Here is a 14,639-nt window from a genome sequence, read left to right on the forward strand (position 1 = left end):
CCCACCCCAGGACCCGGCTGGAGAATGTTGACGCGAGGATGACGATTCGCCAGGCGAATCAATTCCCAGACGTTAATCCCCTGATCGGCGCAGATCAGCGACAGTTCGTTAGCAAACGCGATGTTAACGTCGCGGAAGCTGTTTTCCGTCAGCTTACACATCTCGGCGGTGCGGGCGTTGGTCACCACGCATTCGCCTTCGAGGAAAATGTTGTACAGCTCGCTGGCGCGAGCGGAGCACACCGGCGTCATGCCGCCAATGACGCGGTCGTTTTTAATCAGTTCGACCATCACCTGCCCCGGCAACACGCGTTCCGGGCAGTAGGCAATGTTAATATCCGCCTGCTCGCCAACCTGCTGCGGGAAGGTCAGATCCGGGCGCATCTCAGCCAACCAGCCGGCCATTTGCTCGGTCGCGCCAACCGGCGAGGTGGACTCGAGGATCACCAGCGCCCCTTTCTTTAGCACTGGCGCAATGGAACGCGCTGCCGCTTCGACATAAATCATATCCGGCTCGTGATCGCCTTTAAACGGCGTCGGCACGGCAATCAGGTAAGCGTCGGCCGCTTCTGGCGTGGTGGTGGCGCGCAGATAGCCATCCGCCACTGCGGTTTTCACCACCCTGTCGAGATCGGGTTCGACAATATGAATTTCACCGCGGTTGATGGTATCCACCGCGTGTTGATTGATATCGACGCCCACAACCTGCTTTTGCCGGGAAGCAAACGCCGCCGCTGTAGGAAGGCCGATATAGCCCAGACCGATCACCGAGAGGGTTGAGAAACTCATAACGTTACCTGATTATTTTTTAATGCTGCCAAAATACGTTCGCATGCCCGGCCATCCCCGTAAGGGTTATGGGCCCGGCTCATCCTTTGATATTCTTCGTCATCGCGCAGCAGGCGCGTAACTTCATCCACAATGCGTTGGCTATCCGTTCCCACCAGGCGGACCGTGCCGGCATCGATGGCTTCCGGACGCTCAGTGGTTTCACGCATCACCAGTACGGGTTTGCCCAGCGACGGCGCCTCTTCCTGAATGCCGCCCGAATCGGTGAGAATCAGCCATGCATGATTCATCAACCAGACAAACGGCAAGTAGTCCTGCGGTTCAATCAATATGACGCTATCGATGTGCCCCAGAATCCGATTGACCGGTTCGCTGACATTCGGATTGAGGTGCACCGGATACACAATTTGCACATCCGGGTTATCCGCGGCAATTTTGGCCAGCGCATGACAAATATGTTCAAAGCCCTGACCAAAACTCTCGCGACGGTGCCCTGTGACCAGAATCGTCTTTTTGCCATTGCTGAGGAACGGATAACGCTGCGCCATATCGCTACGCAGCGCGGTATCGCTCAGCACCCGGTCGCGAACCCAGAACAGCGCGTCAATCACCGTGTTGCCGGTAACGAAAATGCGCTTATCCGGCAGGTTCTCCCGCAGCAGATTCTGCCGCGAGTTTTCGGTCGGCGCGAAATGATACATCGCCAGGTGCCCGGTGAGCGTGCGATTCGCTTCTTCCGGCCACGGCGAATAGAGATCGCCCGTGCGCAGCCCCGCTTCCACATGACCAACGGGAATGCGCTGATAAAAAGCCGCCAGGCTTGCCGCGGCGGTCGTTGTCGTGTCGCCATGCACCAGCACAACGTCTGGTTTAAACGACTCCAGGACAGGCTTCAACCCCTGCAGAATGCGGCAGGTTATTTCGGTTAAACCCTGTCCTGGACTCATGATGTTGAGGTCATAGTCCGGAACAATGGAGAAGAGGTTTAGCACCTGATCAAGCATTTCCCTATGCTGTGCGGTGACGCATACTTTTGCCTCAAAATGAGGATCCTTTGCTAGCGCATGAACCAGAGGCGCCATTTTGATCGCCTCCGGACGTGTGCCAAATACAGTCAGAACTTTCACATCGATTCTCTTCTATAGATGAACCAGGCCCATCGCCCTTCACCATTGATGGGTATTTACTGCGTGCGACGACGCGCCAGTGCCACCCCCGCACCCACCAATGCGCCGACAATGCCCCACATCACCATCAGGAATACGCGGCGCGGGCTGGTGCGTTTTACCGGCTCCTCCGGTGTGCGCAAATACCGATAAGTCTGAAAACTCTTTGCCAGCGTCGGCCCCACGTTGAGGGTCGTCAGCATAGCGCGCGCCTGGTCGTAATCCAGATCGAAGGTCGGCCCAACGGCCTGCAGGTTTTCCAGTCGTGCCTGCAGCATCGGACGTCCCAGTAAAGAAAGCTCGGAATCCGGCAGCTCATCGGCCGGTACATCCGTGACGCTACGGGTAATATTGTTCTGCTGCGCAATTTTCAGCGCGGCTTCAATGCTGTGCAGACGGCGATTGAAAATCGCCTGAGCCACCTCTTCCTGACGCTTCACCTGCGCTTTCACCTGAATGGTTCGCGCGGCCCACGCGCCTTTCAGCTCGTCATTCAGATGCCCCGCGGCACGTTCGCTGGCAAACGCCACGTACTGGCGCAGCAGGTTATTGGCGTCCTGCGCGGTCTCTGCGCTCAGCGTGACGCTGTCGCTCACGTTTTTTTGCGCATCGCCAGGAATGAACTGAATGTCGTTAATCAGGTCATCAAGCTGGGCGGCATCGGCGCGGGAATTGCCCACCATCCGCTGCTTGTAGTAGTCCGTCTGCGACCAGAAATCACGACGGGTATCCCAGGAGGCGAGCTGCATAACGAACTCTTTGTAAACTTCATCCATCACCGACGGCGGCGTCGTGGTGGTTGGGTTAACCTTCACATCCAGATTGCGCAGGAATTGCTGCTGCGAGTAATAGCCGCCTAGCATGTTGACCGTTGGCCGGTCGGTGATCGCCGTGGTGCTCCATTCCTGTCGGGCAAAAAAGGTATAAATCAGCACCACAGCGGCAAATAGCACCGCAAGGCCGATAATCCAGTGTTTCCCCGACCACAACGCGCGAAACAGGCCACGAATATCCAGTTCATTCTCCGCACTTGATAACTGTGCTTCCGGTAATGGTTGTGTCATTACTACCCCAGTTTTACTTGGTTAATTTTGGATTTTTTTCACTGTTCCGACGCATTCTGCGCTTCATGCGTTTAATAAAACGCGCCACTTTCCATGCCCGCTTGATGCAGTAACCGTAGAGGCCAAAAGCCATCAGGAACAAAATCAGCATGACCCATTCAGGCACAACGCGAGTGTATTCGGCAGCCACGCCAATGCCCGCCAGCAACGCGGCGGCAACCGTAATCAACACCAGCGCCTGACGAGAGGTGAAGCCCGCACGCATGATCAGATGGTGAATATGCTGACGGTCAGCCGAGAACGGGCTCATGCCCTTACGCAGACGGCGATACATAATCGCCACCATGTCCATAAGCGGAATGGCGACAATCCACAGCGCGGTGACCGGACTAATCGGGTGATGTGTACCCTGGGTGGTTTCCAGCAGGATCCAGATAACGGTGAAGCCAATCAGCGTACTGCCGGCATCCCCCATAAAGACTTTATAGCGACGCCCCAGCACGCCCAGGTTGAGCATAATGTATGGCAGGATGGCGGCAATCATGGCAAAGCACCACATGGCGAGGCTGGTCTGCCCGTCAAACCACAGAATCAGACCAATGGCGCCGAAGCTGACGCTCGACAGGCCGCCAAGCAGGCCATCGATACCGTCCACCATATTGAAAGCATTGATGATGGCCCAGACGGCAAACAAGGTCAGGAAGAAGCCAAACGGACCGAGCACCAGCTCCCACGAGCCGAAGATATAGCCGAGGCTGCGCAGGTACAGCCCTCCGACGCTCATCATCACAATACCAATCAGCGCCTGAATGATTGCGCGAATTTTAACGCTGATGTCATAACGGTCGTCGAGTGCGCCGACCAGCACGAGTACGCCAGCACAGGCCAGATAAAGGGAAGCATGCGGGATGTAGTAATTGGCGATCGCAAAAGTGAGGCAAATACCGGCGTATACAGAGATGCCGCCCACAAGCGGGATAACCCCCTGGTGACGTTTACGAAAATTAGGTCTGTCCACCAACCCGATCTTTTTAGCCACCCGGCGGGCGAAAAAAAGAAATACGGTGGTGAACAAAAAAATACTGATCAGGTCAGTACCGACGGCCAGTAAACTCACAATTTATACTCGCTGCGAATATTAGTAGCGAAAGTATACCCACGATAACTACTCATCAGAAGAGGAAGCCTGATGAATATTGGGGAAACTCGCCTGATTTATAACCAATTTTACAAACTAGCTATTATTGTAGCCGTAAACCGCAATTGTCCGCGAAAAAAAAGCGGAACCCCATCGGCGAAACTCCTAAAAACAAAAACGCCACACAATTGTGTGGCGTTTTTCAGCGAAAAACCGTGTTTTACGAACGTTTCATCATGTCGAAGAAATCGTCGTTGGTCTTGGTCATGGCCAGTTTGTTAATGAGGAATTCCATCGCGTCGATTTCACCCATCGGATGGATGATTTTGCGCAGGATCCACATTTTCTGCAGCTCTTCAGGCGTGGTGAGCAGCTCTTCTTTACGGGTACCGGAACGGTTGTAGTCGATAGCCGGGAAGACGCGTTTTTCCGCAATCTTACGAGAGAGATGCAGTTCCATGTTGCCGGTACCTTTAAACTCTTCGTAGATAACTTCATCCATTTTAGAGCCGGTATCGATAAGCGCAGTGGCGATGATGGTCAGGCTGCCGCCCTCTTCCACGTTACGCGCCGCGCCGAAGAAACGCTTCGGACGATGCAGGGCGTTGGCGTCCACACCACCGGTCAGGACTTTACCGGAAGCCGGAACCACGGTGTTGTAGGCACGCGCCAGACGGGTGATGGAGTCGAGCAGGATGATCACGTCTTTCTTGTGTTCTACCAGACGTTTCGCCTTCTCGATAACCATTTCGGCTACCTGAACGTGGCGAGATGCCGGTTCGTCAAAGGTAGAAGCAACCACTTCACCTTTCACCAGACGCTGCATCTCGGTCACTTCTTCCGGACGTTCGTCAATCAGCAGCACCATCAGCACGCAGTCCGGGTGATTGTAGGCAATGCTCTGCGCGATGTTCTGCAGCAGCATGGTTTTACCGGCTTTCGGCGGCGCCACAATCAGACCACGCTGGCCGCGACCGATCGGCGATGCCAGATCCAGTACGCGAGCCGTTAAGTCTTCGGTAGAACCGTTACCACGTTCCATACGCAGACGGGAGTTTGCGTGCAGCGGGGTTAAGTTCTCGAACAGGATCTTGTTGCGCGAGTTTTCCGGCTTGTCGTAGTTAACTTCGTTAACTTTCAACAGCGCAAAGTAACGCTCACCCTCTTTCGGAGGACGAATCTTACCAGAGATGGTGTCACCAGTGCGGAGGTTGAAACGGCGGATTTGGCTGGGGGAAACGTAGATATCATCAGGGCCGGCGAGGTAGGAGCTGTCTGCGGAGCGGAGGAAACCAAATCCATCCTGCAGTATCTCCAGCACACCGTCGCCAAAGATATCTTCGCCACTCTTCGCGTGCTGCTTCAGGATGGCGAAAATGATGTCCTGCTTGCGCATACGTGCCTGGTTTTCCAGACCCATATTTTCGCCGAGAGTGATCAGCTCAGAAACCGGCGTGTTCTTTAATTCGGTAAGATTCATAATGGTGTGGGTTCTTAAACTCGGGGTAAATCTCGAACTTAATTTGTGAATGGTATGGCAGGGTCATCCGTGCCTGTTTACGGCCATCAACTCATGTCTGTTCGCTGCCTGGTCACAGGAAAGTACGCAGAACTGAAACGACAAGACGGAAAGAGTGACAAGCCTGGAATTTTTCAACCTCTGACGTGGCTAAATGCGACGGGAGGTTTGGGTCAAACAAGATTCAAACAAGGTATGTTTAAAACGAAGTCAAACTTAACTTAGCACGACTAAAGCCGGGCGTCCAGAGTTCCGCTCAATTTAAGAACACAGGACGCCCGAGTCGAATTGCTTACGCCAGGTTGGCGTCGAGGAACTCTTTGAGCTGGCCTTTAGACAGCGCGCCAACTTTGGTTGCAGCCACTTCGCCGTTCTTGAACAGCAGCAGCGTAGGGATACCGCGGATGCCATACTTCGGTGCAGTGCCCGGGTTCTGATCGATGTTCAGTTTGGCAACGGTCAGTTTACCCTGATACTCATCGGCGATTTCATCCAGAATCGGGGCGATCATTTTGCACGGACCACACCACTCTGCCCAGAAATCGACGAGGGTCAGCCCGTCAGCTTTGAGTACGTCCGTGTCAAAACTGTCGTCAGTCAGGTGAATAATTTTATCGCTCATATTTAACTCCACAGGAATAAGCCTGGTGTGTTGGTGTAGCATTAACCAACGAGGTGTTGATGTTGACTTCGCCAACAAAGGTTGACGTTATTTCACCGGATACGCTTTCTTAATGCAATAGTAAGCTGATATTCTACCACACTATGAGCAAAACACATTTAACTGAACAGAAGTTTTCCGACTTCGCCCTGCACCCTAAAGTGGTTGAAGCCCTTGAAAATAAAGGGTTTTATAATTGCACGCCCATTCAGGCGCTGGCTTTGCCGCTGACGCTTGCTGGACGTGATGTGGCTGGACAGGCGCAAACCGGTACCGGAAAAACGATGGCGTTCCTGACGTCAACGTTTCATTATCTTCTTTCTCACCCAGCAATTGCTGACCGCCAGGTGAACCAACCGCGCGCGTTAATTATGGCGCCGACCCGTGAGCTGGCGGTACAGATTCACGCTGACGCAGAGCCGCTGGCTCAGGCCACCGGTCTGAAGCTGGGCCTGGCCTACGGCGGTGACGGCTATGACAAACAGCTGAAAGTGCTGGAGAGCGGCGTCGATATTCTGATCGGCACCACCGGCCGTCTCATTGATTATGCAAAACAGAACCATATTAATCTGGGCGCGATCCAGGTCGTGGTGCTGGACGAAGCCGATCGTATGTACGATCTCGGCTTTATTAAAGATATCCGTTGGCTGTTCCGCCGCATGCCGCCGGCCAACCAGCGTCTGAACATGCTGTTCTCCGCCACCCTTTCTTACCGCGTACGCGAACTGGCGTTCGAGCAAATGAACAACGCCGAATATGTGGAAGTGGAGCCAGAGCAGAAAACGGGCCATCGCATTAAAGAAGAGCTTTTCTATCCTTCCAATGAAGAAAAAATGCGTTTACTGCAAACGCTGCTGGAAGAAGAATGGCCCGATCGCGCGATTATCTTCGCCAACACCAAGCACCGCTGTGAAGACATCTGGGGCCACCTGGCTGCCGATGGTCATCGCGTCGGCCTGCTGACCGGTGACGTGGCGCAGAAAAAACGTCTGCGTATTCTGGAAGATTTCACCCGTGGCGATCTCGACATTCTTGTCGCGACCGACGTTGCGGCGCGCGGCCTGCACATTCCTGCTGTGACGCACGTCTTTAACTATGACCTGCCAGACGACTGTGAAGACTACGTACACCGCATCGGTCGTACCGGTCGCGCAGGCGCAAGCGGCCACTCAATTAGCCTCGCCTGTGAAGAGTATGCACTGAACTTGCCGGCCATTGAGACCTACACGGGTCACTCGATTCCGGTCAGTAAGTACAACCCGGATGCCTTGTTAACCGACCTGCCGAAGCCGCTGCGTCTGACGCGCGTTCGCCAGGGTAACGGTCCGCGTCGTTCGGGCGCGCCACGTAATCGTCGTCGTTCAGGTTAAATAAGTTATGCTCACTACCACCTCGCTGTACGCAGCCATTGATCTCGGTTCCAATAGTTTTCATATGCTGATTGTGCGCGAGGTGGCGGGTAGCATCCAGACGCTCACCCGTATCAAGCGTAAAGTGCGTCTGGCCGCCGGGCTGAGCCAGGACAACATCCTGTCGACGGAAGCCATGGAACGAGGCTGGCAGTGCCTGCGTCTGTTCGCCGAGCGATTACAGGATATTCCCCCCACGCAAATCCGCATCGTGGCAACCGCAACGCTGCGTCTTGCCGTGAATGCCGACGTCTTTATCGCCAAAGCCCAGGAGATCCTCGGCTGTCCGGTGCAGGTTATCCGCGGCGAAGAAGAAGCACGTCTGATTTATCAGGGCGTCGCGCACACCACTGGCGGCGACGATCGTCGTTTAGTGGTCGATATCGGCGGCGCCAGTACTGAACTGGTGACCGGCACCGGTGCGCAAACTACCTCGTTGTTCAGCCTGTCGATGGGCTGCGTGACCTGGCTGGAGCGCTACTTCACCGACCGTAATCTGGCGCAGGAACATTTCGACGAAGCGGAACGTGCCGCCCGTGAAGTGTTAAAGCCGGTCGCGGATGAACTGCGTCACCACGGCTGGAAAGTCTGTGTCGGTGCATCCGGTACGGTTCAGGCGTTGCAGGAAATCATGATGGCGCAGGGAATGGATGAACGCATCACCCTCGCAAAACTTCAGCAGCTCAAGCAGCGCGCCATCCAGTGTGGCCGTCTGGAAGAGCTGGAGATTGAAGGGTTAACGCTGGAACGCGCGCTGGTTTTCCCGAGCGGGCTGGCTATCCTGATCGCTATTTTTACCGAACTGAACATCCAGTGCATGACGCTGGCCGGCGGCGCGCTGCGCGAAGGGTTGGTTTACGGTATGCTGCATCTGGCGGTCGATGAAGATATTCGCAGCCGCACGCTGCGCAATATTCAGCGCCGTTTTATGGTCGACACAGAGCAGGCGAACCGCGTCGCACAGCTGGCGGATAACTTTGTCGATCAGGTTGCTAACAGCTGGGAACTGGAGCCATTAAGCCGCGAACTGCTGCTAAGCGCCTGCGCGCTGCATGAAATTGGCCTCAGCGTTGACTTCAAGCAAGCCCCGCAGCACGCAGCCTATCTGGTGCGTAACCTCGATCTACCGGGTTTTACCCCCGCACAGAAAAAGCTGCTCGCCACCCTGCTGTTAAACCAGACCAACACCGTCAATTTGCCTACGCTGCATCAGCAGAACGCCGTACCGCCGCGCGTAGCCGAGCATCTTTGTCGCCTGCTACGCCTGGCGATTCTGTTTGCCAGCCGCCGCCGCGACGATCTCCTGCCCGCGATTACGCTAGTTGCCGAAGGTGAAAACCTGACGCTGACGCTGCCGGAAGGCTGGCTTGCGCACCACCCTCTGGGCCGCGAAATGGTCGATCAGGAGTGCCAGTGGCAAAGCTATATTCACTGGCCGCTGGAAGTCCGCTAAACCTCATCGGGTTACCGGATGACGCTGCGCTTATCCGGCCTACCATGACTCAGTTATGATTTTTTCGCTTTCGCCAGCATTTCACGAATGTTGGCGACGTTAGCCTGCCCTTTGTGCATGCGTTCTTCCGCAGTAATCACCTTCCGCTCCTGTTCCCAAATCACATCATCCTGCGGCAGTTCCAGCAGGAAACGGCTCGGCTCCGGGCGCACTAATTCACCGTACTGACGGCGTTCTTTGCACAGAGTAAAAATCAGCTCTTTCTGCGCGCGGGTAATGCCGACGTAGGCCAGGCGGCGCTCTTCATCAACGTTATCTTCGTCAATGCTGCTCTGGTGCGGCAGCAGCCCCTCCTCCATCCCCACCAGGAAGACGTACGGGAACTCCAGACCTTTTGATGCGTGCAGGGTCATCAGCTGAACCTGATCCAGTTCTTCCTCGCTTTCGCCGCGCTCCATCATGTCACGCAGCGTAAAGCGAGTGACCACCTGCGTCAGGGTCATCGGCTCTTCCAGCTCGCTGCCTTCCAGCATTTCCGTCATCCAACTGAACAACGTGTTGACGTTTTTCATGCGCATTTCGGCGGCTTTCGGGCTCGGCGAGGTTTCAAACAGCCAGGATTCGTAATCAATACCGTGAATCAGATCGCGCACAGCGGCGATCGGCTCGCGTTCCGCCAGGCGCTGAATTTCGCCCAGCCACTGGGTAAAGCGCGTCAGCGATTCATAGCCGCGCCCGGTGAGCGTCTGGCTCAGCCCCATATCGAAGCTGGCGGTGAACAGGCTCTTGTTGCGAGTCATCGCCCATTCGCCCAGTTTTTGCAGCGTCGCGGGGCCAATCTCGCGTTTCGGCGTGTTGACGATACGCAGGAACGCGCTGTCGTCATCCGGGTTGCTCAGCACGCGCAGGTAGGCCAGCAGATCTTTAATCTCCGGGCGTGAGAAGAACGAGGTACCGCCGGAAATTTTGTACGGGATGCGGTTCTGCATCAGGAATTTTTCAAACACCCGTGACTGGTGGTTGCCACGATAGAGAATCGCGTAATCCTTATACTGCGTCTTGTTGACAAAGTGGTGAGCAATCAGCTCGCCGGTAACACGTTCAGCCTCATGTTCTTCATGGTTGGCGCTCAGCACTTTCAGCTCTGGCCCGTAGCCCAGTTCGGAGAACAGACGCTTTTCAAACACGTGCGGGTTGTTGGCGATCAGGATATTCGCTGCTTTCAGAATACGGCCAGAAGAACGGTAGTTCTGCTCGAGCTTGATCACCTGCAGCGCCGGAAAGTCTTTGCTCAGCAGCACCAGATTCTGCGGACGCGCGCCGCGCCATGAGTAGATGGACTGGTCATCGTCACCCACCACGGTAAAGCGCGCGCGTTGCCCCACCAGCAGCTTCACCAGCTCGTACTGACTGGTGTTGGTATCCTGATATTCATCCACCAGCAGGTAGCGAATTTTGTTCTGCCAGCGCTCACGTACCTCTTCATTACGTTGCAGCAACAGCGTCGGCAACAGAATCAGATCGTCGAAGTCCAGCACGTTACAGGCCTTCATATGCGCATCATACAGACCGTAGCAGTGGGCAAAAATACGGTCCCGCTCGCCCTTCGCGCTGGCCGCCGCCTGCGCCGGCGTCATCAGATCGTTTTTCCAGTTGGAGATCGTCGAGATCAGCTGCTGGAACACCACCTTATCGTCTTCAATCAGCCCTTCAGTCAGCTCCTTGAGCAGCGCAGTCTGGTCGGTATCGTCAAACAACGAGAAGTTCGACTTCATTCCCAGCGCGGCGTACTCGCGCTTAATGATATCCAGCCCCAGCGTGTGGAAGGTGGAGATCATCAGCCCACGCGCTTCTTTGCGCCCTAACGTTTGCGCCACACGCTCTTTCATCTCACGCGCGGCCTTGTTGGTAAAGGTCACGGCGGCAATATGACGCGCCTGATAGCCACAGGCGTGGATCAGGTGGGCAATCTTATTGGTGATAACGCGGGTCTTGCCGGAGCCAGCACCCGCCAGCACCAGGCAGGGTCCGGTGACGAATTCGACGGCTTGTTGTTGTCCGGGGTTCAAACGCATAGGGGGATTGCTCAATCTGTAAACACGGGGGTGTGGATTGTAGCAGAAAGTCTGGCGGGAGGGATCGCCCACTGAGAGGCGCCGAAGAAAATCAGCGCTGAAGCGAACAGAGGCTGATGTTTATGCCACTAGCTCATGCTTTTTCCCGATGAAAATCGGCGAGCCGTATTCTGGATAATATATTTCGAGAGTAATTCATCTTCTGAACAATTAATTTCAAATGAAAACAACTGTTTTATTAATATGGAGAATATAGCTATATCCCTGCACAAAAAAGAGAGTAAAAAGCGATATCAATGAAACATCACAAAATGAAAACAATGCCATCAATAGTATTGTCCCGTCATGACTCTCGTTATCTGTTTGGGTTTACCTGTTGTTCTCACTGTTAGCAATAATTAACCACTTACTTTATGGTGAAATAAAGAATGGCACAGGAAATTTTATTACCAGACGTCACCGTGGCCAATAGCACGGAGAGATTGAGCGTTAGGGAGAAACTAGGATTTGGTTTTGGCGATGCGGCCTGTAATATGAGTTGGGGCCCGGTCACCATGTTCCTCACCTATTTTTATACCGATATATTTGGTCTGGATGCAGCGCTCCTCGCCACCATGTTTTTAGTCGTCAGACTGGTCGATGCGTTTGTCGACCCAATGCTTGGCGGAATTGCCGATCGCACGCGTTCACGCTATGGACGTTTTCGCCCTTATATTCTTTACGGCTGCGTGCCCTTCTGCCTGATCTGTATCCTCGCGTTCTATACGCCGGATATCACCGCGGGCTGGAAAGGCGTGTACGCTTTTGTCACCTACCTGTTGCTGTCAGTATTGTACAGCACGGTCAATATTCCTTACTGTTCGCTGGGTAGCGTCATTACCGCCAACCCGGTCGATCGCATCTCGTGTCAGTCCTACCGTTTTACCATGGCCAACTGTGCGGTGCTGCTGTGTTCCTTAACGCTGTTGCCGCTCGTACACTATTTCGGCGCGGGCGATCAGCAAAAAGGGTTCTTTATTACCAACACCCTCTTTTCAATTATTGGTCTCTGCATGTTCCTGCTGTGTGTCTTCAATACCCGCGAGCGCATCGCGCCGGAAGAGGGGCCGCAGGAAAATATCTTCAAAAGCCTGCTTTTTGCCTTTAAAAACAAGCAGTGGGTTCTGGTGGTCTCCGGGATGTTTATCGGTTGTATTCCCGCTTTTGTCTGCGGCGGCGCGACCATCTATTTCACCAAATATCTTATGCACCTTAACGACCTCTGGACGACGGTGTTTATCAGTATCGGGATCGTGGCTGCGATATTAGGTAACCTGACCACCAATACGCTAACAAAATATATTTGCAAGGTGAAACTATATATTTACGTTGGTTTTATTACCGCAGCCATCTCCATCCTGATTTACTTTATCGACCCACGAAACATAGAGACTATTTTCGCCCTCAACACCCTGCGCGGCTATATTGGCGCGATTACGGTGCCGATATTCTGGTCCTTTATTGGTGATGCCGACGACTTTGGCGCATGGAAGTTCAAGCGTCGCATGTCCGGCGTCTATGCATCCGGCAACCTGTTCGCCCTGAAGGTGAGTCTGGCGATTGCCGGCACGATTACCGCCACCATTCTGTCCTTAACGCACTATGTTCCGGATGCGCCTCAGCAAACGCCGGAGACACTGAACGCCATTATGCTGCTGATCACCGTCATTCCCGCAGCGGGCAGCATCATCACATCACTGCTGTTCCTGTTCTTTTACAAGCTGGATACCCGGATGATGAACGAAATTCAGACCGATTTAAAAGCTAACCACTACCCCGCTTAAGGAGGAACGTTATGTCGAAGCTCCACTTCGCCATTACCCCGGATAATCGCATCGCCGAGATTAACCCCCGGCTGTTTGGCTCTTTCGTTGAGCATCTGGGCCGTGCGGTTTATACCGGTATTTACGAACCCGGCCACCCGGAAGCCGATGCGCAAGGGTTCCGCCAGGACGTGATTAACCTGGTGAAAGAGATGAACGTCACCACCGTGCGCTATCCCGGCGGCAACTATGTCTCCGGCTTCAACTGGCGCGATGGCATTGGCCCCAAAGAAGAGCGTCCGGTGCGCCTGGACTACGCGTGGATCAGCAAAGAGAGCAACCAGTTTGGCATCAGCGAGTTTAACCGCTGGTGCCAACAAACCCACGTCGAGCCGATGATCGCCATCAATCTGGGGACCGGCACGCCGCAGGAAGCGGGATACTTTATTGAATACTGTAACCATCCTGGCGGCACCACGCTCAGCGATCTGCGCGTGCAGCACGGCGACGCCGAGCCTTATAACTTTAAACTCTGGTGCCTCGGTAACGAGATGGACGGCCCCTGGCAAACCGGGCAGATGAGCGCCGACGACTACGCCAAAAAGGCGCGCGAGACGGCCAAAATTCTGCGCTGCGTCGACCCGGAGGTTGAACTCATTGCGTGCGGGAGTTCAAGCTCGATGATGGATACCTTCCCCACCTGGGATCGGGTTGTACTCGAAGAACTGTACGACTATGTCGATTACATCTCCTGCCACCAGTATTATGAAAACGAAGGCACTGAAAGCGACTTCCTGGCCTCCTTCGTCAATATGGACAACTTTATCGAGACCATCGTCAGCACCGCCAACTACGTGAAAGCGTACAAGCGCGGTAAGAAGGACATAATGATCTCCTTCGATGAATGGAACGTCTGGTATCTGCGCGGCGACCCCTGGGATGCGCCGATGAAGCATAAAGAGAATCGCTTTAAGGTTGCGCCGCCTTTGCTGGAAGACCGTTACTCTTTTCTCGACGCGCTGGTCGTTGGCGGTCTTCTCTGCTCCCTCATTAACCACTGCGATCGGGTTAAAATGGCCAGCCTCGCGCAGTTAGTGAACGTCATTGCCCCCATCTTTACCGAAGCGGGCGGCGGGGTGATTCGTCAGACCATCTTCTGGCCCTTTGCGATGGTGGCTAACGTGGCGAAAGGCAGCGCGTTGCGCCACTTCATTCCTGCGGGCACCTTCAGCAGCAAATACGGTGACGCACGGCGCATCCAGTCTGCCGTGGTACACAATGCCGCAGCGGGTAAACTCTATTTATTCGCGCTGAACAGCGATTTTCACGACAACTTCACGCTGGATCCGGATCTGTCGGCGTTTGGCCAGACGCGTCTTGCAGAACATCAGATCCTCCGCTGTGACGATCTCTACGCGAAAAATACCTTTGATCGTCCGGATCGCGTTGCGCCGGAGACGCTCACGGCCTCCGACCTCACCCTGCCGCCGCTGTCGTGGAGCCGCATCACCTTCGACATCCTGTAACGGCTTTTACATGCTAATATTGCGCCCTGATTTATCAC

At 54.5% G+C, this 14,639-nt stretch carries 12 protein-coding genes; 4 read left to right on the forward strand and 8 right to left on the reverse strand.

What is annotated here, in order from left to right; all coding sequences use genetic code 11:
- The 7 genes from wecC to trxA all read right to left on the reverse strand — a co-directional run.
- Nucleotides 1-788, reverse strand: a 788-nt coding sequence (gene wecC / locus NNN71_RS09645) for a UDP-N-acetyl-D-mannosamine dehydrogenase (RefSeq protein WP_271458407.1), incomplete at its 3' end; no start/stop codon positions are given.
- On the reverse strand, nucleotides 785-1,915 hold the full coding sequence (gene wecB, locus NNN71_RS09650; RefSeq protein ID WP_167577171.1) for a non-hydrolyzing UDP-N-acetylglucosamine 2-epimerase: 1,131 nt from the start codon (nucleotides 1,913-1,915) through the stop codon (nucleotides 785-787). The genes wecB and wecC, both read right to left, overlap by 4 nt.
- A 56-nt stretch (nucleotides 1,916-1,971) precedes the next feature.
- Nucleotides 1,972-3,018 (reverse strand): ECA polysaccharide chain length modulation protein, encoded by a 1,047-nt coding sequence (gene wzzE, locus NNN71_RS09655; protein ID WP_163448151.1) that lies wholly within the window; start codon nucleotides 3,016-3,018, stop codon nucleotides 1,972-1,974.
- Nucleotides 3,019-3,031: 13 nt separating this feature from the next.
- On the reverse strand, nucleotides 3,032-4,135 hold the full coding sequence (wecA, locus tag NNN71_RS09660; RefSeq protein WP_163448150.1) for a UDP-N-acetylglucosamine--undecaprenyl-phosphate N-acetylglucosaminephosphotransferase: 1,104 nt from the start codon (nucleotides 4,133-4,135) through the stop codon (nucleotides 3,032-3,034).
- 241 nt (nucleotides 4,136-4,376) lie between these two features.
- Entirely contained in the window at nucleotides 4,377-5,636 is a 1,260-nt protein-coding gene (gene rho / locus NNN71_RS09665; protein WP_035895778.1) for a transcription termination factor Rho, read from the reverse strand.
- An 86-nt stretch (nucleotides 5,637-5,722) separates the two neighbouring features.
- A complete protein-coding gene (locus NNN71_RS25160; protein WP_106929928.1) occupies nucleotides 5,723-5,806 on the reverse strand; it encodes a rho operon leader peptide in 84 nt (27 codons plus the stop codon).
- A gap of 161 nt (nucleotides 5,807-5,967) precedes the next feature.
- On the reverse strand, nucleotides 5,968-6,297 hold the full coding sequence (gene trxA, locus NNN71_RS09670) for a thioredoxin TrxA (RefSeq protein WP_004386384.1): 330 nt from the start codon (nucleotides 6,295-6,297) through the stop codon (nucleotides 5,968-5,970).
- A 143-nt stretch (nucleotides 6,298-6,440) separates the two neighbouring features.
- On the opposite strand from trxA, the gene rhlB reads away from it, so the two are divergent.
- Both rhlB and gppA read left to right on the forward strand, forming a co-directional pair.
- Nucleotides 6,441-7,706 (forward strand): ATP-dependent RNA helicase RhlB, encoded by a 1,266-nt coding sequence (rhlB, locus tag NNN71_RS09675; protein ID WP_249022505.1) that lies wholly within the window; start codon nucleotides 6,441-6,443, stop codon nucleotides 7,704-7,706.
- A gap of 7 nt (nucleotides 7,707-7,713) precedes the next feature.
- Nucleotides 7,714-9,198 (forward strand): guanosine-5'-triphosphate,3'-diphosphate diphosphatase, encoded by a 1,485-nt coding sequence (gene gppA / locus NNN71_RS09680; protein WP_167577173.1) that lies wholly within the window; start codon nucleotides 7,714-7,716, stop codon nucleotides 9,196-9,198.
- A gap of 53 nt (nucleotides 9,199-9,251) precedes the next feature.
- Here gppA and rep read toward each other — a convergent pair whose 3' ends face one another.
- Entirely contained in the window at nucleotides 9,252-11,273 is a 2,022-nt protein-coding gene (gene rep, locus NNN71_RS09685) for a DNA helicase Rep (RefSeq protein WP_223803531.1), read from the reverse strand.
- Between the two features lie 428 nt (nucleotides 11,274-11,701).
- On the opposite strand from rep, the gene NNN71_RS09690 reads away from it, so the two are divergent.
- Together NNN71_RS09690 and arfA are read left to right on the forward strand one after the other, a co-directional pair.
- Nucleotides 11,702-13,096: a glycoside-pentoside-hexuronide (GPH):cation symporter gene (locus NNN71_RS09690; protein ID WP_064546387.1), complete on the forward strand. Its 1,395-nt coding sequence runs from the start codon at nucleotides 11,702-11,704 to the stop codon at nucleotides 13,094-13,096.
- An 11-nt stretch (nucleotides 13,097-13,107) separates the two neighbouring features.
- A complete protein-coding gene (arfA, locus tag NNN71_RS09695; RefSeq protein ID WP_271458408.1) occupies nucleotides 13,108-14,601 on the forward strand; it encodes an arabinosylfuranosidase ArfA in 1,494 nt (497 codons plus the stop codon).
- Nucleotides 14,602-14,639 lie beyond the last annotated feature (38 nt).

The organism is Kluyvera sp. Awk 3 (genome assembly GCF_028069715.1).
GTDB lineage: Bacteria > Pseudomonadota > Gammaproteobacteria > Enterobacterales > Enterobacteriaceae > Kluyvera > Kluyvera georgiana_A.